Here is a 23,111-nt window from a genome sequence, read left to right as displayed (position 1 = left end):
ATGCCGCGCTCCCGGCTGCGCCCGGCGCGTCCCCGGTTCCCCTGGAAGCGATGTCGCACCGGCGCGAGAGGTACTCAGATGACATCAGCAAGCCCGGCCCGCACCTCCATGCTCGTGCCGGACTTCCCGTTCTCGTACGACGGCTGGCTGCGCCACCCGGCCGGCCTCGGCTCCCTGCCGGCCGGGCGGGCCGGGACGCCGGTGGCCGTGGTCGGGGGCGGCATGGCGGGCCTGACCGCCGCGTACGAGCTGATGCGGCTGGGGCTGCGCCCGGTCGTCCACGAGGCCGACCAGCTGGGCGGGCGGATGCGCTCCGTGCCCTTCCCCGGGGATTCCGGCTGTGTGGCGGAGATGGGCGCGATGCGCTTCCCGCTGTCGGCCCGCGCGCTGTTCCACTACATCGACCTGCTCGGGCTGCGTACCGGTCCGTTCCCCAACCCGCTGGCCCCGGCGACCCCGAGCACGCTGATCGACCTGGGCGGCGTACGGCACACCGCGCGCACGCCGGAGCAGCTCCCGGACGTGTACCAGGAGGTGGCCGCGGCCTGGGAGAAGGCGCTGCAGGAGCGGGCGGAGCTGGCGACGATGCGGGACGCGGTCCGGCGGCGCGACATCGGGACGATCAAGCACGTCTGGGACCGGCTGGTCCGCGAGTTCGACGACCAGTCCTTCCACGGCTTCCTCGCCACCGCCTCGGCGTTCCGGTCGTTCCGGCACCGGGAGGTCTTCGGCCAGGTGGGCTTCGGCACCGGCGGCTGGGACACCGACTTCCCCAACTCGCTGCTGGAGATCCTGCGCGTGGTCTACACCGAGGCCGACGACCACCAGGTGGCCATCCACGGCGGCTCCCAGCAGGTGCCGCGCGGGCTGTGGGAGCACCGGCCGCGGGACTGCGCGCACTGGCCCGCGGGCACCTCGCTGGCCTCCCTGCACGGCGGGGCGCCCCGGCCGGGGGTGCGGGCCGTGGCCCGCGACGGCGCGGGGTTCACCGTCACCGACGCCGAGGGCCGGCGCGAGCGGTATCCGGCGGTGGTGTACACCCCGCACGTGTGGACGCTGCTGAACCGGGTGGAGGCGGACCCCGCCCTGCTGAGCGCGCCGCTGTGGACGGCGGTGGAGCGCACCCACTACATGGGCTCGTCCAAGCTGTTCGTGCTGACGGACCGGCCGTTCTGGCACGACGTGGACCCGGCGACGGGGCTGCCGGTGATGAGCATGACGCTCACCGACCGGATGCCGCGGGGGGTCTACCTGTTCGACGACGGGCCGGACCGGCCCGGGGTGATGTGCCTGTCGTACACGTGGAACGACGACTCGCTGAAGATGGCGACGCTGAGCCCCGACGAGCGGCTCGACGTCCTGCTGGGCAAGCTCGCCGGGATCTACCCGGGGCTGGACGTCCGGTCGCACGTCGTCGGCGGTCCCCTCACCATCACGTGGGAGAACGAGCCGCACTTCATGGGCGCGTTCAAGGCGAACCTGCCGGGCCACTACCGCTACCAGCGCCGGCTGTTCACGCAGTTCATGCAGCGCGGGCTGCCGGACGTCGAGCGCGGGTTCTTCCTGTGCGGCGACGACGTGTCGTGGACGGGCGGGTTCGCGGAGGGCGCCGTCACCACGGCGCTGAACGCCGTCTGGGGCGTCGTGGACCTCCTCGGCGGGGCGACGCACCCGGACAACCCGGGTCCCGGGGACCTCTTCGACTCGCTGGCGCCGGTCGAGCTGCCCTACGAGGGCTGAGGGTGTGCGGCCCGGAGGGGCACGGGAAAGGAGTACGGGGAGGGGTACGGCCCTGCGGGGGACGGCCCCTGCCGCGCCGCCGGGCACGAGGACGCCCCCGCCGCCGGGCGGGGGCGTCCTCGGCGTGCGGCCCCGGTCCTCAGGACCCGGCGGCGAGCACGGCGAGGGCCTTCTTGTCGGGCTTGCCGTTGCGGTTGAGCGGGAACTGCTCCAGCACCACCACCTTGTTGGGCTGCTCGAAGGCGGGCAGCAGCTCGCAGAGCCGCTCCCGCCAGTGGCCGGCGTCCCGCATCTCCTCGTCCTCGACGAAGAACACCAGCTGGGAGCCGCGCAGTTCGTCGGGCACCGGCACGATGCGGGTGGCGCAGCCGTGGCCGGCCACCTTCCGCTCGATGAGCTCGGGGTAGAGGGTGTACCCCATGCGGTGGACGGCGAACTTGCGTCCCAGGACGTGCAGGTTGCCCTCGGCGTCGAGGTGCCCGAGGTCGCCGGTGGCCTGCCAGCCGGTCGCGTGCGCCGGCACGATGGTGCCGTCCTCGGCGACCTGGCCGAGCAGGGCGTCCGGGGTGTCGACCTGGATCTCGCCGGTCTCGCCCGCGGAGAGCTCGCGGCCGTCCTCGTCGACGATCCGCAGCCGGATGTCCTCCATGGGCCGGCCGGTGGCGACCGGGTTGTCGAGGGTGGCGAACGCGATGTTGCCGAGCTCGGTGGAGCCGTAGCTGTCGAGCAGGGGCAGTCCGAACTCCGCCACGTACCGCTCGACCAGCGGGGCGTCGAGCGGGGCGGCGCCGACGCAGAACATGCGGGTGGCGGCCAGGTGGTCCCGGAGCGCCGGCTTGCGGGCGATCAGCCCGAGGACGCTGCGGTAGCTGGAGGGGGTGGCGTCGATGACGGTGACGCCCGCGTCGCGGGCCATGCGCAGGGCGCGGTCGAGCCGGCGGTAGGGGGCGATCACGAGGGAGCAGCGGGTGAGCCAGGCGATGAGCACCATCGACAGGCCGTACTGGTGGGCGAAGGGCAGCAGCGGCATCAGCACGTCGTCGGACCGGTGCCCGACCTGGTCGGCGTTGCGCCGCAGGTTGCGCAGGAACGACGCTCCGGACTTCACCACGCCCTTGGGGGACCCGGTGGAGCCGGAGGTCCACATGATGAGGCCGTCGGTCAGCTCGCCCCAGGCGGTGAAGTCCAGGGCGGGCGCGGTCGGTTCGTGGTCGGTGACGGCGACCATCAGCTCGTAGAGGTGCACGGGGTCGGCGTCGGCGTAGACGGGCGTGTCGTCGTCGACGAACGTGACCTTCACGCCGGTGCGGACCGCGATGCGGCGCGTCTCCTCACGGTGCTCCTGCTGGTCGACGAGGACGATGGAGGCCCCGACGTGCATCAGTGCGTAGAGCACGCACACGTAGTTGGCCGAGTTGCCGGCCTTGAGCATCACGCGGGTGCCGAGGCCGACGCCCCGTTCACGGATGGCCTCGGCCACGCGCAGGGCGTCCTGTTCGAAGTCCTCGACGGTCCGTACGGAGTCGGGTGCCAGTATCTTCGCGTTCATCGGTCGCACAATGTCCTTCCTGTGGGACGTGGCACGGCCGGCGCCGTACGTGCGCCGGCCGGCGGTGGGTCGGGGGCGCCTCAGTCGGGGTCGGGCTCGCCGAGCGAGATCAGCTGGTCGTGGACGATGTTGACGACCTCCCGCCGGTACGACCGCAGGTATCCCTGGGCGCCGGGGAAGACCTCCAGGTCGAACCCGCCGGAGGTGGCCCGGCGCCAGGCGCGGACCCCGGGCAGGGTGACGCTCGGGTCGTGGTCGGCCGTCAGCGCGACGACACGGCAGTTGAGGTCGGGCGGGCCGAGACTGCGCCGGGGGCCGGGGGCGTTGCGCCCGGAGACGAAGAGGGTCAGCGGTGCGGCGTAGGTCTCCCGCTCGAACCGGCGGCTCACCGAGTAGGCGAGGTCGGCGCCGAAGCGGTGCCCGAACAGGGCGAACGGCCGGTCGGACCAGCCCCGTACGGACTCGAAGACCTGGTCGGCGAGCAGGGCGCCCGTGTCCGGGTCCGGGTCCGGGTCCTCGGCCGCGTGGACGGCGGGGTACTGCACGATGAGCAGCTCCACCGTGGGCAGCAGCAGGTCCGCCATGGCGAGGTAGCACAGCGGGGAGTTCTGCGAGCTGGGGAAGCAGATCATGCGGTAGCTGCTCGGGAGCGCGGGCTGCCGGACCTGGATCAGGCTCACCTCGGCGGGGGTGTCGCCCCCGCCGGTGGGCCGGCTGTGCGCATGGGTCATGCTCCCTGGAACTCCGCCTCGGACGGTGCCCGGCTCGTGGCCGGGCGTGCGGTCGGCTCCTCCCGTGCGGAAGGCGCCTCTTGGTCGGATCCGTGCCGTGCCGCGGGCCGCGGCCCGCTGCCCGGGGCCGTGCCCGCGGGAGGCGGGCCGGGCCGGTGGGCGGGGGCGCAGACGGGTGCCGGATCCCCCCGGGAGGTCGTGTGCGTTCACGGGGGTCTCCTCGCGGAACGGTGAGGCGGTCGGAGGGGTCCGGCGCGGTCACACGGCGATGCTGTGAGCATATTTCGCGGCGGTAATACGGGATCACCCCTACGTCCCCCTAAGCGTTTTCCCATTCCCCCTAGGGGCATGGCCGGCCCGGTCCGGCGCGGGTCCGCGCATGCTAGACATGACGCAGATCATTTCCGTGTCCCCTTCAGTCGGCGCCCGACGCGCGACCGGCCCTGCGGAGCTTTCCGCACGGACCGCCGGACGGCCGTCGTCGCCGCATGCGTGATTCGCAGGCAAGAATGGAATCCGAACGACCCGTGGATTCGGCCGTCGTGGTCCCGGTCCGTCAGGGCGAGGCTCGGGACTGACCCCGCCGCCCTTGCCTTTCCGGCCCCGCGTCCGGACCGGTGCACTCCGCGCCGGACCGGACACGGGGCCTTTCCCCATGTCCACCGTCCCGAAAGCAAAGGTATTCACGGACCATGACCCGTTCCGCCGAGGCCCCCGCAGAAACCCCCGCACAGAACGCCGCGGATTCCTCCCCCTCCCGCTCCGGAACCGCGATCGTGTTCCCCGGCATGGGTCCGGCCTCCTTCGCCGAGGTCGGGAAATTCCTCCTCCTCGACCCCTATGCGCGGGCCCGCCTCGCGGAGGCCGACGAGGTGCTCGGCTATTCGGTCTTCGACCGGTTCCGCGACGCCGCCGAGGACTACTCGGTCGATTTCCAGATCGCTTTCCTGGTGAATTCGATGGCGCTGGCCGACCGGGCGGTGGACGTCCTCGGCGTCACCCCCGACGTGTGCGCGGGGCCCAGCTTCGGCCAGAAGGCGACCGCCGCCTTCGTCGGGTCGCTGTCCTTCCCCGAGGTGGTGCGGCTGACCGCCGAACTGGCCGCGTGCGAGGAGGAGTACTTCGCGGGCGCCTACGAGGACGTGGTCACGCACTGCTTCGTCCGCACCCCGCAGGACGCGCTGGACGAGATCCTCGCCGGGTTCGACGACCGCGGCGCCTGGTACGACCGCTCGGGCCGCCTGGACACCCGGTTCCACATGCTCTCCGTGCGGGAGCGGGACCTCGACGGCCTGAAGGCCGACATCAGCGCGGCGGGCGGCTACTCCATGTACTCGATGCGGCCGCCCGTGCACGCGGCGGCCTTCTCGGCGCTGCGCCGCAAGGCGGAGGAAGAGGTCTTCCCCGCCTACGCGTTCGCCGATCCGTCGCTGCCCGTGGTCGTCGACCACGACGGCTCGGTCGTCCGGGACGCCGCCGGGATCCGCACGATGATGCTGGACACCTTCGACCGGCCGATCCACTGGCCGAGGATGGTGGACTCGCTGCGGGCGCTGGGGGTGGGCACCCTGTACGTCACCGGTCCCGACAACCTCTTCCACCGGCTGGACGTCACCAAGGACGCGTTCGAGGTCGTCGCCGTGGGCCTGCCGAAGAAGCGGGACCGCGAGCGGGAGCGGCAGCGCGCGCGGGACCGGTCCCGGGCGGCCCGGGGCAGTCGCGGCGCCTGACCCGCCGTCCGCCGTACGCCCGGTCGGACGCCGTCGCGTCCGACCGGACGGGCCGGGCCCCCACCCTTCCCGGGTGGGGGTCCGGCCTTCGTCGTGCCGCCGCGCCGGCCTCAGCGCCGGGCGTCCAGCCAGCCCTCCACGGCCCGTGCGGTGGTGTCCGCGTGCCGCTCCATCATGGTGAAGTGGTTGCCGGGCACGTCCAGGACGCCGTGCTCGAGGTCCCAGTAGGAGCGCCAGTCGCCGTCCGCCGGCCGGGTCCAGTCGAAGAACCGCTCCTCGGCCCGTACCAGCAGGGTGGGCGTCTTGATCTCCTGTGGCTTCCAGCCGCCGAACAGCCGGAAGTAGGCGCCCATCGCCAGCAGCCGGTGGTCGTCGACCGGCACGTGGGTGTCCTGCCGCTCGTCGACGCCCTTGGCCAGTCCCGGCTGGATGCCGAGGATCGCGTCGTCGTCGTGCGAGTAGATGTCGATCAGGACCACGGCCTCCGGGAAGACCCCGGCGTCCTCCAGCCTGCCGGCCACGGCGTGGGCGAAGATGCCGCCCGAGGAGTGGCCGAGGAGGACGAACGGCGCTCCGTCGACGTGCCGCAGGACGGCCTCGGTCTTCGCCTCGATCACCGCCTCGGCGGTGGCGGGCAGCTGCTCGCCCCGGACGAACCCGGGCGCGGCCATCGCGTGGACGTCGCGCCGGCCGCGGTACGCGGACGCGAACCGGGCGTACTGGTGCGGCCCGGAGATGGACAGGATCGACGAGAAGCACACCAGGCCGGGGCCCGTCTCCCCGCGGGAGAGGCGCACCAGGGCGGGCGCCTTGCGGAGTTCGGCCGGTGAGGCGAAGGACGGCCGGAACCGCGAGGCCTGCATCAGCAGTTCCATGAACGGGCCGGACGCACCCTGCGCGCCGGCCTCGTGGAGCATCGCCCCGAACGTGCCGCCGGTCTCGGCCGCGTCCGCCCCGTCCGCTTCCGCCGCGCCGGCGCCGCCCGCGGTGCCGGCGAGCTCGGTGCGCAGCCGCTCCGCGACCAGCAGCGGGGTCGGGTGGTCGAAGAGCAGGGTGGCGGGCAGCCGCAGGCCCGTCGCCGCGTTCAGCTGGTTGCGCAGCTCGACCGCGGTCAGGGAGTCCAGGCCGAGCTCCAGGAACTGCTGGGACTCCCCGACCGCCTCGGGCGAGGGGTAGGCGAGCACGGCGGCGGCCGTGGCCCGCACCACCTCCAGCAGGATCCGCTCCTGCTCCTCCTCCGGCAGCGCGGACAGGCCCTGGAGGCGTCGCGCGGCGGCGGACGCGGAGGCGCCGGCCGCCCCGTGGGCCGCGGCCCGGCGCGGTCCGCCGCGCACCAGGCCGTGGAAGACGGCCGGGAGGGCTCCCGCGTCCGCCTGGGCCCGCAGCGGTGCCGTGTCCAGGTGCATGGCGACGAAGACGCCGCCGCGGTCCGCCAGGCCCGACGCCGTGTCGTAGAGGGCGAGGCCCTCGGTGGACGACAGGGGTGCCAGTCCGGCCCGTGCCATCCGCCGGACGTCGGCGTCGGTGAGGTCGCCGGTCATCTCGCTGCGCTGCTCCCACAGGCCCCAGGCCAGCGACACGGCGGGCAGTCCGGCCGCCCGCCGGTGCTGCGCGAGGGCGTCGAGGAACGCGTTGGCCGCGGCGTAGTTGGCCTGGCCGGGGCTGCCGAGGGTGCCGGCGGCGGAGGAGAACAGCACGAACGCGGCGAGGTCCGCCTCCCGGGTCAGCTCGTGCAGGTGCAGGGCGGCGTCCGTCTTCGGGCGCAGCACCGCGTCGAGCCGCTCCGGTGTCAGGGACGGTACGGATCCGTCGTCGAGGTGGCCCGCGGCGTGGACCACGGCGGTCAGCGGGTGCGCGGCCGGGACGGCCGCCAGGAGCGCGGCCAGCGCCTCCCGGTCGGCGGCGTCGCAGGCGACGACCTCGGCTTCGGCTCCCAGTGCGGCCAGTGCGCCGACGAGTGCGGCGGCGCCGGCGGCGCCGGGGCCGCGACGGCTGGTCAGCAGCAGGCGCCGGACGCCGTGGTGCGTCACCAGGTGGCGGGCCAGCAGGCTGCCGAGCACCCCGGTGCCGCCGGTGACGAGGACGGTGCCCTCGGGGTCGAGTCCGGCGGGGACGGCGTCGTGTCCGGCGCCCGGTGCGGTGTCGGTCGTGTCGCCGGCGTCCGTACCCGGGCCGGGACGGTCCGCGGGAACCCTGGCGAGCCTGGCGGCGTGCAGGGCTCCGTCCCGTACGGCGAGCTGGGGTTCGCCGGTGGCCGCGGCGGCGGCCAGCAGCGCGCCGAGGTCCGCCGGAGCGTCCCCGGCCGTGCGGACCGGTCGGTCTTCGGGGTCGGTGCCGTCCGGGCCGCCCGGCTGGGCGGCGTCGAGGTCGAGGAGCAGGAACCGGTCCGGGTTCTCCGACTGCGCGGACCGCAACAGGCCCCAGACCGGCGCGTGCGCCAGGTCGGGCACGCCCTCGCCCGGGCGCGCCTCGACGGCCCCCCGGGTGACCACGGCCAGGCGGGTCCCTTCGAGCTGGTCCCCGGCCAGCCAGTCCTGCACGAGGCCGAGGGCGTCCCGGGCCGCACGGCGGGCCGCCCCGGCGGTCCCGGCGGCGTCCGGCACGGCGGTCCCGGCGTCCGGCACGGCGTTCGCGCGGACCGCGCGGAGCACCTCGGGCGCGGCGGCGAACGGGACCAGGACGGTGTCCGGCCGCGGCTTCCCGGCGGCCACCACCCCGGCGAGGGCGTCCAGGTCGGCGTAGGCGTCGACGGTCAGGCCGGCCGCGCCCAGCGCGGCCTCCAGCCCGAGGACGTCCGTGCCGACGACGGCCCAGCGTCCGCCGTCCGCGGCGGGGGGCGCCGTCACGGCGGGCCACTCGAGTCGGAACAGCGACGGGTGGAACGCGGACCCGGCCGCCCGGAGTCGGGCGGGGTCGAGTTCGCGCAGCAGCAGCGACTCCACCGAGACGACCGCTCCGCCCTGCTCGTCGAAGGCCGTGAGGGACACCGCCCCGGGGCCGGCGGGGGCCAGCCTCACCCGGAGGGCGCCGGCGCCGACGGCGTGCAGTCCGACGCCGGTGAAGGAGAACGGCAGCCGCATCCGGACGGCTCCGTCGCCCTGCTCCCCGTCCTCCGGGAAGAAGGAGCCCAGCGCGAGGCCGTGCAGGCCCGCGTCGAGCAGTGCGGGATGGACCGCGAAGTGTGCGGCCCCGGCATCGGCGCCCTCGGGCAGGGTGAGGTCGGCGAAGAGCTCGTCGCCGCGCCGCCAGGCGGCCCTGAGGTTGCGGAACGCGGGGCCGTACGCGTACCCGCCCGCGGCGAACAGCTCGTAGAGGTCGGTCACGTCGAGCCGCTCGGCGCCCGCCGGCGGCCAGGTGCCGGGCGCCGCGTCGGGCGCCGGGGCCGGCGCGTCGGACGCCCCGAGCACGCCGGTGGCGTGCCGGGTCCACGGCTCGTCCTGGACCCGGCCGTCCTCGCCGCCCGCGCTCTCCGGGCGCGTGTGCACGCCCAGGGCCCGCCGGCCGGTGCCGTCGGGCTCCGCCACGGACACGCGGAGCTGGAGCGCACCGTGCTCGGGGAGCACCAGGGGCGCTTCCAGGGTGAGCTCTTCGAGGAGGACGCTCCCGACGCGCCGGCCGGCGTGCAGGGCGAGTTCCACGAAGGCGGTGCCCGGCAGCAGGGCGGCGTCCGCCGCCCGGTGGTCGGCCAGCCAGGGGTGGGTGCGCAGGGAGAGGCGGCCGGTGAACAGGAGCCCCTCGGAGTCGGGCAGTTCGACGGCGGCTCCGAGCAGTGGGTGCTCGGCCGCGTCCAGTCCGGCGGAGGCCACGTCACCGGTCCCGCCGGTCGGCACGTCGATCCAGTAGCGCTCGCGCTGGAAGGCGTACGTGGGCAGGTCGACGCGCCGGGCGCCGGTGCCGGCGAGGACGGCGTCCCAGTCGACCGGCACACCGCGGACGTGCGCCTCGGCCAGGGAGAGCCGGAAGCGGTCGAGGCCGCCTTCGTCGCGGCGCAGGGAGCCGAGGACGGCCGCCTCGCGCCCGGCGTGCTCGGCCGTCTCCTGGAGGCCGACCGTCAGCACGGGGTGGGGGCTGGACTCGACGAAGACGTCGAAGCCCCGGTCGAGGAGGGTGCGGGTGGCGTCCTCCAGCTCGACGGTCCGGCGCAGGTTGCGGAACCAGTACCCGGCGTCGAGCTCGGGGCCTTGCACCCACTCCCCCGTGACGGTGGACAGGAGGGGGATCTCGGCGGGCCGGGGGGTGATCGGTGCGAGCAGCCCGGCCAGCTCCTCCGCGAGGAGGTCGACCTGCGCGGAGTGGGAGGCGTAGTCCACCGCGATCCGCTTCGCGCGCACTCCGTCCGCCCCGCAGGCGGCGAGGAACTCGTCCAGGGCATCGGCCTCGCCGGACACGACCACCGAGGACGGGCCGTTGGCCGCGGCGACGGAGATGCGGTCCTCGCCCCAGGGGGCGATCCGCTCGCGCACGTCCGCCGCGGGCAGCGGCACCGACACCATGCCGCCCCGTCCCGCGAGGACGCGCCCGATGGCCCGGCTGCGCAGGGCCACGACCCGGGCCGCGTCCTCAAGGGAGAGGATCCCCGCCACGCACGCGGCGGCGATCTCGCCCTGCGAGTGGCCGACCACGGCCGCGGGGCGGACGCCCGCGGAGCGCCAGAGCTCCGCCAGCGACACCATCACCGAGAAGAGCGCCGGCTGCACCACGTCGACCCGGTCCAGGGACGGCGCGCCCTGCGCACCGCGCAGGACGTCGGTGAGCGACCAGTCGGTGAAGGGCTCGAGGGCCCGGGCGCAGTCCCGGATCCGGGCGGCGAACACCGGTGCGGTGTCGAGCAGTTCCACCGCCATGCCGGCCCATTGGGAGCCCTGGCCCGGGAAGACGAACGCCGTCTTGCCGCTGCCGGCGGTGCCGCGGGCCACGCCGGCCGCCGCGGTCCCGTCGTCGAGGGCGGTCAGGCCCCGGAGCAGTTCGTCCCGGCCCCGGGCCACGACCACCGCGCGGTGGTCGAACACGGCCCTCGTGGTGGCGAGCGAGAAGGCCGCGTCGGCGAGTGCGGGAGCGTCCGGCTCGGCCAGACGGGCCCGCAGGCGGGCCGCCTGGCCGCGCAGGGCGTCGGCCGTCTTCGCGGACAGGACGTAGGGCAGCGCGGTGGCGTCGTCGTCCGCGGCGGGGGCGGCGTCGTCGTCGACCGTGGGGGCCGGGGCCGCGGGTGCCGCCGGTTCGGGGGCCTGCTCGATGATCGTGTGCGCGTTGGTGCCGCTGATCCCGAAGGACGACACGGCCGCGCGGCGCGGGCGGCCCGTCTCCGGCCAGGCGACGGCCGATTCGAGGAGCGCGACCGATCCCGCGGTCCAGTCCACGTGCGGGGTGGGCTCGTCGACGTGCAGGGTGCGGGGCAGTTCTCCGTGCCGGATCGCCTGGACCATCTTGATGACGCCGGCGACGCCGGCGGCGGCCTGCGTGTGCCCGAAGTTGGACTTGACCGAGCCGAGCCAGAGCGGCTGCTCGTCCGTGTGCTCCCGGCCGTAGGTGGCCAGCAGGGCCTGGGCCTCGATCGGGTCGCCGAGGGTGGTGCCGGTGCCGTGGGCCTCGACGGCGTCCACCTCGGCCGCGGTGAGTCCGGCGGAGGCGAGGGCCTGCCGGATGACGCGCTGCTGGGAGGGGCCGTTGGGGGCGGTCAGGCCGTTGCTGGCGCCGTCCTGGTTGACGGCGGAGCCGCGGACCACGGCGAGGACGGGGTGGCCGTTGCGGCGGGCGTCCGAGAGCCGCTCGACGAGGAGCATGCCGACGCCCTCGCCCCAGGCGGTACCGTCGGCCCCGGCCGCGAAGGGCTTGCAACGGCCGTCGGTCGCCAGACCGCGCTGGACGCCGAAGGCGAGGAAGGTGCCCGGCGTGGCCATCACCGTGACGCCGCCGGCGAGCGCGAGGTCGCACTCGCCGTTGCGCAGCGCCTGGGCGGCCAGGTGCAGGGTGACGAGGGAGGAGGAGCAGGCGGTGTCGACCGTGACGGCCGGCCCCTCCAGCCCGAAGGTGTACGAGACGCGGCCGGAGACCACGCTGCCCGAGCTGGCGGTGCCCATGTACCCCTCGAGCCCTTCCGGGGCGCGGTGGAGCAGCGTGCCGTAGTCGTTGTACATCACGCCGGCGAAGACGCCGGTGCGGCTGCCGCGCATGCTCGCCGGGTCGATGCCGGCGCGCTCGAAGGCCTCCCACGTGGTCTCCAGCAGCAGGCGTTGCTGGGGGTCGGTGGCGAGGGCCTCGCGCGGCGAGATGCCGAAGAAGGTCGGATCGAAGTGGTGCGCGTCGTAGAGGAAGCCGCCGGTCGGGCTGAATCCGGTGTCCGGACGGTCCGGGTCGAGCACTCCGGAGAGGTCCCAGCCGCGGTCGTCGGGCAGGTCGGAGATGGCGTCGCGGCCCTCGCTGACGAGCCGCCAGAGGTCCTCCGGCGAGCTGACGCCGCCCGGGAAGCGGCACGCCATGGCGACGATCGCGATCGGCTCGTCGTCGTGCGCGGCGCCGGCGGCCGGCGTCGCGGTGGCTGCCGTGTCCTGGCCGCCGAGGAGTTCGGCGTGCAGGAAGTCGGCGAGGACGGAGGGGTTGGGGTAGTCGAAGACGAGGGTGGCGGGCAGGCGGACGCCGGTGGCGGCGCCGAGCCGGTTGCGCAGTTCGACCGCCGTGAGCGAGTCGAAGCCGACCTCGTTGAACGACCGTGCCGGGTCGACCGCCTCGGGGCCGGCGAAGCCGAGCACCGCGGCCACCTGGCCGCGAACCAGCTCCAGAACCGCGACCGCCCGCTCGTCGGCACCCAGTCCGGCCAGGTGGCGGGCGAACGCACCGCCCGCGGCCGTTCCGTTCCGGGCGGCACGGCGCGTGGGCACCCGTACCAGGCCGGAGAGCAGCGGCGGCAGCATCCCGGCGCCCCCGGCGGCGCGGAGGGCGGGCAGGTCCAGCTTCACCGGGACGAGCAGGGCGGAACGTCCGGCGCCCGACGCGGCATCGAACAGGGCCAGGCCCTCGGCGGCGCTCAGGGCCCGTACGCCGCCCCGGTTCATCCGCGCGACCTCGTCGGCGGCGAGCGCGTCGCCCATGCCGCCCACCTCGGACCACAGGCCCCAGGCCAGCGATGTGCCGGCGAGACCGGTCGCCCGGCGGTGGGCGGCCAGGGCGTCGAGGAAGGTGTTGGCCGCCGCATAATTGGCCTGCCCCGCACCACCGAACACACCGGCGGCGGACGAGAACAACACGAACGCCGACAGGTCCAGGTCCTGGGTCAGCTCGTGCAGGTGCCACGCCGCATCGACCTTGGGGCGCAGGACCGCCGACAGCCGCTCGGCCGTCAACGAACCCACCACACCGTCGTCCAGGACACCGGCCGTGTGCACCACGGCGGTCAGCGGATACTCCGCCGGAACACCGGCCAGAACGGCCGCCAGCGCCTCCCGATCGGCCACGTCACACGCCGCCCAGGTCACCTCGGCACCCAGACCCGACAGCTCCGCCGCCAACTCCACCGCACCCGGCGCCGCTCCACCACGACGCGACACCAGGAGCAGGCGCCGCACACCGTGCTCCGTGACGAGATGACGGGCGAACAGGGCGCCGAGCGAACCGCTCGCACCCGTCACCAGCACCGTGCCGTCCCCACCCCACGCAGGGGTCTCGTCGGCGACCGCCACACCGGCCCGGGCCAGCCGCGGCACCAGCACCTCACCCCCGCGCACCGCCACCTCGGACTCACCCGAGGCCAGGACGAACGAGAGGCCGGCCTCGACCCCCGCCGCTTCGTCCACGTCGACGAGGACGAAGCGGTCGGGGTTCTCCGACTGCGCCGACCGGACCAGTCCCCACACGGCGGCGTGCACCAGGTCCGCGGGGTCCTCCCCCGGTACGGCGGCCACCGCGCCCCGCGTCACGAACGCCAGGCGGGCGTCGGCGCACCGCTCGTCGGCCAGCCACTGCCGGACGAGCGCGAGCGCGCGGGCGGTCGCCGCGTGCACCGCCCCGGCGACGTCGGCGTCGGCGTCCGCGCCGGCAGCGGCAGCGGCAGCGGCAGCGGCGGGCTCGGCGCAGGACACGACCAGCACCGACGGGACCTCGTCGAGGTCCGCGAGCACACGCACCGCGTCGTCGCCCTCGCCCGCGTCGAGGAACCGCCAGTCCCCGGCGGCCGCGGACCGGTCGGCAGGAGCCTGACCGACCCAGTCCACGCGGAAGAGGCAGTCGCGCAGCCCCGGCGCCCCGGCGCCGAGCCGGTCGGGCGAGAAGGCCCGCAGGGCGAGGCCGTCCACCGTGGCGACGGGTGCGCCGGTGGTGTCGGCGATCTCCAGGCGCACCGCGTCCCGGCCGGCGCGCGAGAGCCGGACGCGGAGGGCGTCGGCCCCGGCGGAGTGCACGGCGACACCGGACCAGGAGAACGGAAGCCGTGCTTCACCGGACTCCGCCACGAGCGGGCCGAGCCCGATGGCGTGGAGGACGGAGTCGAGGAGCGCCGGGTGGACGGTGAACCGTGCGGCGTCGGACTCCGTTCCGGCGTCCAGGGCGACTTCGGCGAACACGTCGTCGCCGCGCCGCCAGGCGGCCCGCAGGCCCTGGAACACCGGCCCGTACCCGAAGCCGGCGTCCGCCAGGCCCTCGTACAGTCCGTCGACGGGAACCTGCTCCGCCCCCGCCGGGGGCCATGCCGTGAGGTCGAACGCCGGTGCCGCGCCTTCGGCCGCGCCCAGCGTCGCGGTCGCGTTGCGGGTCCACGGCTCCTCGTCCTCGGCCCGGGCGTCACGGGAGTGGAAGACGACCGGGCGGCGACCGGCGTCGTCGGGCGCGCCGACGGAGACCTGCAGCTCGACCGCGCCGTCCTCCGGGAGCACCAGGGGTGCGGCGAGGGTCAGTTCGTCCACGAGGTCGCATCCAGTCCGCTCCCCCGCCCGCAGGGCCAGCTCGACGAAGGCCGTGCCGGGCAGGAGCACCGAACCCATCACCCGGTGGTCCGCGAGCCACGGGTGGGTGGCGAGGGACAGCCGGCCGGTGAGGAGCAGGCCGTCGGCGTCGGCGAGGGTGACGGCGGCGCCGAGGAGCGGATGGGCGGCGGACCGCAGGCCGGCCGCCGCCGCGTCGGCGAAGGCGCCCGGGGGGACGTCGATCCAGTACCGCTCGTGCTGGAAGGCGTAGGTCGGCAGGTCGGTGCTCCGGGCACCGGTGCCCTCGAACCAGTTCCCCCAGTCGACGGAGCCTCCCCGGACGTGGACCACGGCGAGGGCGGTGGTGGTGCTCTCCGCCTCGGTACGGTCCCTGCGCAGGGTCGGGACGAAGGCGGCCGATCCGGTGTCCTCGGCGGTCAGGCAGTCCTGGGCCGTCGCCGACAGCACGCCGTCGGGGCCGAGTTCGAGGTACGTCGTCACCCCGGCGGTCTCCAGGGTGCGGATGCCGTCGAGGAAGCGGACGGCCTCCCGGACGTGCCGCACCCAGAAGTCCGCCGCACCCATCTCGTCGGTCACCACGGCACCGGTCAGGTTCGACACGACCGGAATGCGGGGCGCCTCGAACGACAGCCCCTCCGCGACCTCGCGGAAGTCGGCCAGCATCCCGTCCATGAGCGGCGAGTGGAACGCGTGGCTGACCGTGAGCCGCTTGGTCTTGCGACCCTGCGCCTCGAAGGCCCCGGCAATCACTGCGGCCGCGTCTTCATCGCCGGAGACCACGACGGCCTGCGGTCCGTTGACCGCGGCGATGCCCACGCCCCGGGTGAGCAGCGGCGCGACCTCCGCCTCGGAGGCCTGGACCGCGATCATCACGCCGCCGGTCGGCAGGGCCTGCATCAACCGGCCGCGTGCTGCGACGAGTTCGCACGCGTCGGCCAGGGAGATGACGCCGGCCACGTGGGCGGCGGCGATCTCGCCGATCGAGTGACCGGAGACGAAGTCCGGCCGCACGCCCCAGCTCTCGAGGAGCCGGAAGAGCGCCACCTCGATCGCGAACAGCGCCGGCTGGGCGTACTCCGTCCGGTCCAGCACGGTCGCGTCCGCACCGAACAGGACTTCCTTCAGAGGCAGCTCGAGCCGCGGGTCCAGCTCCGCGCACACCGCGTCCAAGGACGCCGCGAACGCCGGCTGAGTGTCGTACAGCTCACGCCCCGCACCGAGGCGCTGACTACCCTGACCCGTGAACAGGAAGGCCAGCTTCCCCGCCCCCGTGGCGGCCACGGTGTGGCGTGCGACTCCGGATTCCGCCGGGTCGCCGTCCGCGAGCGCGGACAGGCCCCGCAGCAGCTCGTCCCGGTCCCCGGCCACGACCACCGCACGGTGGTCGAAGGCCGCCCGGCGCGTGGCCAGCGACCAGGCGACGTCGATCTCGGGGGTCTCGGACGCGTCGGCGAGGCGGGCGCGCAGGCGGGCCGCCTGTGCGCGCAGCGCGTCGTCGGACTTGGCGGACACCAGGTACGGCAGCACGGACGGGGCCGGCGTCGAGCGGCCCGTCGCCGCGGCGTCGGGCACCGGGGCCTCGTCCGGGGCCTGCTCGATGATCGTGTGGGCGTTCGTGCCGCTGATGCCGAAGGACGACACGGCCGCGCGGCGCGGGCGGCCCGTCTCCGGCCAGGTCACGGTCTCGGTGAGCAGCGCGACGGCGCCCTCGGACCAGTCCACGTGCGGGGTGGGCTCGTCGACGTGCAGGGTCTTCGGCAGCACCCCGTGGCGCATCGCCTCGACCATCTTGATGACACCGGCGACACCGGCGGCGGCCTGCGTGTGGCCCATGTTGGACTTGACCGAACCCAGCCACAGCGGCTCGTCGGCGGCGCGCTCCCGGCCGTAGGTGGCCAGCAGCGCCTGCGCCTCGATCGGGTCCCCGAGCGTGGTGCCCGTACCGTGCGCCTCGACCACGTCGACCTCCGCGGCGGTCAGACCGGCGTTGGCCAGCGCCTGCCGGATGACGCGCTGCTGGGAGGGGCCGTTCGGGGCCGTCAGGCCGTTGGAGGCACCGTCCTGGTTGACCGCGGAACCGCGCACCACCGCCAGCACCCGGTGCCCGTTGCGGCGGGCGTCCGAGAGCCGCTCGACGAGCAGCATGCCGACGCCCTCGCCCCAGGCGGTGCCGTCGGCCCCGGCCGCGAAGGGCTTGCAACGGCCGTCCGTGGCCAGGCCGCGCTGGCGGCTGAAGGCGATGAAGGTGCCCGGGGTGGCCATCACGGTCACGCCGCCGGCGAGCGCGAGGTCGCACTCGCCGTTGCGCAGCGCCTGGGCGGCCAGGTGCAGGGTGACGAGGGAGGAGGAGCAGGCGGTGTCGACCGTGACGGCCGGCCCCTCCAGCCCGAAGGTGTACGAGACGCGGCCGGACGCGACGCTGCCCGAGCTGGAGGTCCCCATGTAGCCCTCGAGACCGGCGGGGGCGCGGTGCAGGAGCGTGCCGTAGTCGTTGTACATCACGCCGGCGAAGACGCCGGTACGGCTGCCGCGCATCGACGCCGGGTCGATGCCGGCCCGCTCGAACGCCTCCCAGGACGCCTCCAGCAGCAGCCGCTGCTGCGGGTCGGTGGCGAGGGCCTCGCGCGGCGACATGCCGAAGAACAGCGGGTCGAAGTGGTGGGCGTCGTGCAGGAAGCCGCCGGCGGTGCTGTAGCTCGTACCGGCCTCGTCGGGGTCCGCGCTGAACAGGCCGGCGAGGTCCCAGCCGCGGTCGTCCGGCATGTCCGTGATCGCGTCGCGGCCGTCGAGGACGAGCTGCCACAGGTCCTCGGGGGACCGCACACCACCCGGGAAGCGGCAGGACATCGCCACGATCGCGATCGGCTCGTCGTCGTACGCGGCGCCGGGCGCCGGCGTCGTGGCGGCCGCGGTCTCCCGGGCGCCGAGCAGTTCGGCGAGGAGGTACTCCGCCAGGACGGCCGGGGTCGGGTAGTCGAAGACGAGGGTGGCGGGCAGGCGGACGCCGGTGGCGGCGCCGAGCCGGTTGCGCAGTTCGACCGCCGTGAGCGAGTCGAAGCCGACCTCGTTGAACGACCGTGCCGGGTCGACCGCCTCGGGGCCGGCGAAGCCGAGCACCGCGGCCACCTGGCCGCGGACCAGCTCGGCGACGGCGGCCTGCCGCCGGTCCTGCGGCAGAGCGGCCAGCTGGCGGGCGAACGCCCCGCCGGCGGCGCGGGCCGCACGGCGTGCGGGCGTCCGCACCAGGCCCGACAGGAGCGGCGGGAGCATGCCGGTCCCGGCCCGGGCGCGGAGTGCGGGCAGGTGCAGCTTCACCGGGACGAGGAGCGCCTGGTCGGCGGCGCACGCCGCGTCGAAGAGCGCCGCGCCCTCGGCGGCACCGATGGCGCCGACGCCGCCGCGGCCCAGGCGCGCGACCTCGTCGGCGGCGAGCGCGTCGCCCATGCCGCCCACCTCGGACCACAGACCCCAGGCCAGCGATGTGCCGGCGAGACCGGTCGCCCGGCGGTGGGCGGCCAGGGCGTCGAGGAAGGTGTTGGCCGCCGCGTAGTTGGCCTGACCCGCACCACCGAACACACCGGCGGCGGACGAGAACAGCACGAACGCCGACAACTCCAGGTCACGGGTCAGCTCGTGCAGGTGCCACGCCGCGTCCACCTTCGGCCGCAACACTGCCGACAGCCGCTCGGCCGTCAACGAGCCGACCACACCGTCGTCCAGGACGCCGGCCGTGTGCACCACGGCGGTCAGCGGATGCTCGGCCGGGACCCCGGCCAGAACGGCCGCCAGCGCCTCCCGGTCGGCCACGTCGCACGCCGCCCAGGTCGCCTCGGCGCCCAGACCCGCCAGCTCCGCCGCCAACTCCACCGCACCCGGGGCCGCTCCACCACGACGACTGACCAGCAGCAGGTGCCGTACGCCGTGCTCGGTGACGAGATGACGGGCGAACAGGGCGCCGAGCGAACCGCTCGCACCCGTCACCAGCACCGTGCCGTCCCCACCCCACTCAGGAGCGGAGCCGGCGGCCGCGTCGGCACGGGCCAGCCGCGGCACGAGGACCCTGCCCCCGCGCACGGCGACCTCGGACTCGCCCGGGGCGAGCGCCGCCGCGATCCCCTGGGCGGCGTCCGCATCGGCGTCGAGGTCGGGGTCGAGGTCGAGGTCGACCAGGACGATCCGGCCGGGGTTCTCGGACTGCGCCGACCGGACCAGGCCCCACACCGGGGCGTGCACCAGGTCCGACGGGCCCTCGCCGGGTACGGCGGCCACCGCGCCCCGCGTCAGGAGGACGAGGCGACCGTCCGCGAACCGGTCGTCGGCCAGCCACTCCTTCACCAGCGACAGGGCGCGGCCCGCCGCCGCGTGCGCGCCGGCGGCCACGTCGCCGGCCGCGGACTCCGTGCAGGGTACGACGAGCGCCGACGGGATCCGGCCGCCGTTGACGACGGCGGTGCCCAGGGCAGCCAGGTCCGCGAAGGCCTGGGTGCCCTCGCCGAGCAGCATCCAGTCGTCGAAGGGGCCGCCCGCCGCAGCAGGTTCGACCCACTCCACGCGGTAGAGGGCGTCGGCGCGGCCGTGGGCCGGCCGGCCGAACTGCTCGGGCGAGAAGGCGCGCAGCGCGAGGGCGTCGACCGAGGCGACGGGTGCGCCCGCCGCGTCGGCGAGCTCCAGCCGGACCGCGTCGCGGCCGGCGCGCGAGAGCCGGACGCGGAGGGCGTCCGCCCCGGCCGCGTACACCGAGACCCCGGACCAGGAGAACGGCAGCCGTCCCCGGCCGGTGTCCGCCACCAGCGAGCCCAGGTTGACGGCGTGCAGGACGGAGTCGAGGAGGGCCGGGTGGAGGGTGAACCGCTCGGCGCCGGGCTCGGTCCCGGATCCGAGGCCGACCTCCGCGTACACGTCGTCGCCGTGCCGCCAGGCGGCGTGCAGCCCCTGGAACACCGGCCCGTAGCCGAAGCCCGCGTCGGCGAGGACGTCGTACAGGGACTCGACGTCGAGGGCCTCGGCGCCGGGGGGCGGCCAGGCGGTCAGGTCGAACGCCGGGGACTCCTCCCCCGCCGTGGCCAGTACCGCGGTGGCGTTGCGCACCCACGGCTCGTCGTCGGCGGCGAAGCCGTCGCGGGAGTGGAAGGCGACGGCCCGGCGGCCCGACGCGTCGGGCGCCGCGACCGTGATCTGGAGCTCGACGCCGCCCTCCTCGGGGAGGGCGAGCGGGGCGGCCAGGGTCAGGTCGTCGACCAGGTCGCAGCCCGCCTTCTCACCGGCCTGGAGCGCAAGTTCGACGAAGGCCGTGCCGGGGAGCAGCGCGGCGCCCGCGACGCGGTGGTCGGCGAGCCAGGGGTGGGTGGCGAGGGACAGCCGACCGGTGAGGAGGAGGCCGTCGGCGTCGGCGAGGGCGACGGAGGCGCCGAGGAGGGGGTGGTCGGCGGACCGGAGGCCGGCGGTGCCGACGTCCGCGCCGAGGGTGCCGGCGTCCAGCCAGTAGTGGTCGCGCTGGAAGGCGTACGTGGGCAGGTCCACCTGCGCGGCACCGGTGGCGGCGTGGAACGCGTGCCAGTCGACGGCGGTGCCGCGGGCGTGGACGAGGGCCAGGGCGGTGGTGACCGCGGCGGCTTCGGAGGCGCCCTTGCGGAGGGCCGGGGCGAAGGCGGCCGCGGTGGTGTCGCCGGTCAGGCAGTCCTGGGCGAGGGCGGAGAGGACACCGTCGGGGCCGAGTTCGAGGTACGTCGTCGCGCCGGCGGACTCGAGGGCGCGGACGGCGTCGAGGAAGCGGACGGCTTCGCGGACGTGCCGGACCCAGAAGTCGGCGGAGGTCATCTCGTCGGTGACGAGCGCACCGGTCAGGCAGGACACGAGCGGGATGCGCGGGGCCTCGAAGGACAGTTCCTCCACGACCCGGCGGAAGGCGTCGAGCATGCCGTCCATGTGCGGCGAGTGGAAGGCGTGGCTGACCGTGAGCCGCTTGGACTTGCGCCCCTGCGCCTCGAAGGCCCCGGCGATCGCGACCGCCGCGGCCTCGTCGCCGGAGACGACGACGGACCGGGGGCCGTTGACGGCGGCGATGCCCACCCGGTCGCCGAGCAGTGGCCGGACCTCGTCCTCCGTGGCCTGGACGGCGATCATCGCGCCGCCGGTCGGCAGCTCCTGCATCAGCCGGCCGCGGGCGGTCACGAGCGTGCCCGCGTCGTCCAGCGACAGCACGCCCGCGACGTGCGCGGCGGCGATCTCGCCGATCGAGTGGCCGGCCAGGAGGTCCGGCTTCACGCCCCAGGACTCCAGCAGGCGGAACAGGGCCACCTCGAGCGCGAACAGTGCGGGCTGCGCGTATTCGGTGCGGTCGAGCAGCGCCGCGTCGTCCCCGAGGAGCACGTCCCGGAGCGGGGTACCGAGGTACGGGTCCAGGGCGGCGCACACCGCGTCGAGGGCTTCGGCGAACGCCGGGTGGGTGTCGTACAGTTCGCGGCCCATGCCGAGGCGCTGGCTGCCCTGGCCGGTGAAGAGGAATGCGGTCCTGCCCCGGACCCCGGCCTCGCCGAGGACGACCCGCGGGGAGGTGTCGCCGCCCGAGGCGAGGTCGGCGAGGTCGGCGAGGGCCTGCTCCCGGTCGCCGGCCAGGACGACGGCGCGGTGTTCGAGGGCGGCGCGGCCGGTGGCCAGCGTCAGGCTCACGTCCTGCGGCGTGTGGCCGGGGTGGGCGCGCAGGTGGGTGTGCAGGCGGTCGGCCTGGGCGCGCAGGGCCTCCTCCGTGCGGGCCGACACCGGCCACGGCAGGACCGGGGGGACGACGACCGGGCGGGGCGGCCGGGGGCCGGCGGCGCCGGTGCCGCCGGTGCCGGTGGAGGTGGAGGTGGCGTCGGTGGAGGTGGCGTCGGTGGCGGCGGCACGCGCCTCGGCACCGGCGTCGGCGGTCTCGACGGGACCGGCGGCGGGGTCGGCGTCCCCGTCCGTGCCGGGGGCGGCGGATGCCGGTCCGGCGGCCGCGGCGGGCGGCGCCTGCTCGATGATGGTGTGGGCGTTCGTACCGCTGATGCCGAACGAGGACACCGCGGCGCGCCGCGGGCGTCCGGTCTCGGGCCAGTCCACGGTCTCGCGGAGCAGCGTCACGGCGCCCGCGGCCCAGTCGACCTTGGTCGACGGCCGGTCGACGTGCAGCGTCCGTGGGATCCGGCCGTGCCGGATCGCCATGACCATCTTGATGACGCCGGCGACGCCCGCGGCGGCCTGGGTGTGACCGATGTTGGACTTGACCGAACCCAGCCACAGCGGGCGGTCCTCGGTGTGCTCCCGGCCGTAGGTGGCCAGCAGGGCCTGCGCCTCGATGGGGTCGCCGAGGGTGGTGCCGGTGCCGTGCGCCTCGACCACGTCGACGTCGGCGGCCGTGAGGCGGGCGTCGGCCAGGGCCTGGCGGATGACGCGCTGCTGGGACGGCCCGTTGGGGGCGGTCAGTCCGTTGCTGGCGCCGTCCTGGTTGACGGCCGAGCCGCGGACCACGGCGAGGACGCGGTGGCCGTTGCGGCGGGCGTCGGAGAGCCGTTCGACGAGGAGCATGCCCGCGCCCTCGCCCCAGCCGGTGCCGTCGGCGGCGTCCGCGAAGGACTTGCAGCGGCCGTCGAAGGACAGGCCGCGCTGCTTGCTGAACTCGGTGAAGGTGCCGGGGGTCGGCATGACGGTGACGCCGCCCGCGAGGGCGAGCGAGCACTCGCCCTTGCGGAGGGCCTGCATGGCGAGGTGCAGGGTGACGAGGGAGGACGAGCAGGCGGTGTCGACGGTGAGCGCCGGGCCCTCCAGGCCGAACGTGTACGAGACGCGGCCGGAGGCGATGCTGCTGGAGGCGCCGGTGCCGAGGTAGCCCTCGACCTCCGGCGGCACGGCGCGCAGCCGTGCCGCGTAGTCGTGGTACATGACGCCGGTGAACACGCCGGTGCGGCTGCCGCGCACCGAGGTGGGGTCGATGCCCGCCCGCTCGAAGGCCTCCCAGGAGATCTCGAGGAGGAGGCGCTGCTGGGGGTCCATGGCCGTGGCCTCGCGGGGCGAGATCCCGAAGAACGCCGGGTCGAAGCGGTTCGCCGAGTGGAGGAAGCCGCCTTCCTGCACGTAGCTGGTGCCCCGCCCGTCCGGGTCCTCGTCGAACAGCCGGCCCGTGTCCCAGCCCCGGTCGGTCGGGAACGGAGAGATGGCGTCGGTCTCCTCGGACACCAGCCGCCACAGGTCCTCGGGGGACTCGACGTCTCCCGGGTAGCGGCAGCTCATCCCGACGATCGCGATCGGCTCCTGCTCCTCCGACTCGACCTCCTGGAGCCGGCGGCGCGTCTCGTGGAGATCGGCGGTCACCCGCTTCAGGAAGTACCGGAGCTTTTCCTCGTTCATGCGTGCATCCCTCGTACAGAAGCCGGAAGGTGGGAAAGGGGGGAAGGGGTGGGGCGCAGCCGCCGCGTCGTGAGATGCCGGA

At 75.2% G+C, this 23,111-nt stretch carries 5 protein-coding genes; 2 read left to right on the top strand and 3 right to left on the bottom strand.

The annotated features are described in order from the left end of the window. Nucleotides 1-78 precede the first annotated feature (78 nt). On the top strand, nucleotides 79-1,740 hold the full coding sequence (locus ACIQCH_RS00560) for a flavin monoamine oxidase family protein (RefSeq protein ID WP_402576379.1): 1,662 nt from the start codon (nucleotides 79-81) through the stop codon (nucleotides 1,738-1,740). Nucleotides 1,741-1,879: 139 nt separating this feature from the next. Here the strand turns inward: ACIQCH_RS00560 and ACIQCH_RS00555 are convergent, their stop codons facing one another. Then, complete coding sequence (locus tag ACIQCH_RS00555) at nucleotides 1,880-3,289, bottom strand: class I adenylate-forming enzyme family protein (RefSeq protein WP_402576378.1); 1,410 nt, start codon at nucleotides 3,287-3,289, stop codon at nucleotides 1,880-1,882. Nucleotides 3,290-3,369: 80 nt separating this feature from the next. Next, nucleotides 3,370-4,020 carry a thioesterase II family protein gene (locus ACIQCH_RS00550; RefSeq protein WP_402576376.1) on the bottom strand — a complete coding sequence of 217 codons (651 nt, stop codon included), beginning with the start codon at nucleotides 4,018-4,020 and terminating at the stop codon, nucleotides 3,370-3,372. A 692-nt stretch (nucleotides 4,021-4,712) separates the two neighbouring features. Between ACIQCH_RS00550 and ACIQCH_RS00545 the strand changes: the two genes are divergently transcribed. After that, nucleotides 4,713-5,750 carry an ACP S-malonyltransferase gene (locus tag ACIQCH_RS00545; RefSeq protein WP_402576374.1) on the top strand — a complete coding sequence of 346 codons (1,038 nt, stop codon included), beginning with the start codon at nucleotides 4,713-4,715 and terminating at the stop codon, nucleotides 5,748-5,750. A gap of 110 nt (nucleotides 5,751-5,860) precedes the next feature. On the opposite strand, the gene ACIQCH_RS00540 is transcribed toward ACIQCH_RS00545, so the two are convergent. Beyond that, nucleotides 5,861-23,029, bottom strand: coding sequence for a type I polyketide synthase (locus tag ACIQCH_RS00540; protein WP_402576372.1), 17,169 nt, complete (start codon nucleotides 23,027-23,029; stop codon nucleotides 5,861-5,863). Nucleotides 23,030-23,111: the final 82 nt, after the last annotated feature.

It is taken from the genome of Streptomyces sp. NPDC093225 (assembly GCF_044753805.1).
GTDB lineage: Bacteria > Actinomycetota > Actinomycetes > Streptomycetales > Streptomycetaceae > Streptomyces.
Note: the sequence above shows the minus strand (reverse complement) of the source record. Positions and strands in the feature narration are given on the sequence as shown.

Coding starts and splice junctions, on each gene's coding strand:
- ACIQCH_RS00560 (WP_402576379.1), top strand. CDS start 79: ATGACATCAGCAAGCCCGGCCCGCACCTCCATGCTCGTGCCGGACTTC.
- ACIQCH_RS00555 (WP_402576378.1), bottom strand. CDS start 3,289: ATGAACGCGAAGATACTGGCACCCGACTCCGTACGGACCGTCGAGGAC.
- ACIQCH_RS00550 (WP_402576376.1), bottom strand. CDS start 4,020: ATGACCCATGCGCACAGCCGGCCCACCGGCGGGGGCGACACCCCCGCC.
- ACIQCH_RS00545 (WP_402576374.1), top strand. CDS start 4,713: ATGACCCGTTCCGCCGAGGCCCCCGCAGAAACCCCCGCACAGAACGCC.
- ACIQCH_RS00540 (WP_402576372.1), bottom strand. CDS start 23,029: ATGAACGAGGAAAAGCTCCGGTACTTCCTGAAGCGGGTGACCGCCGAT.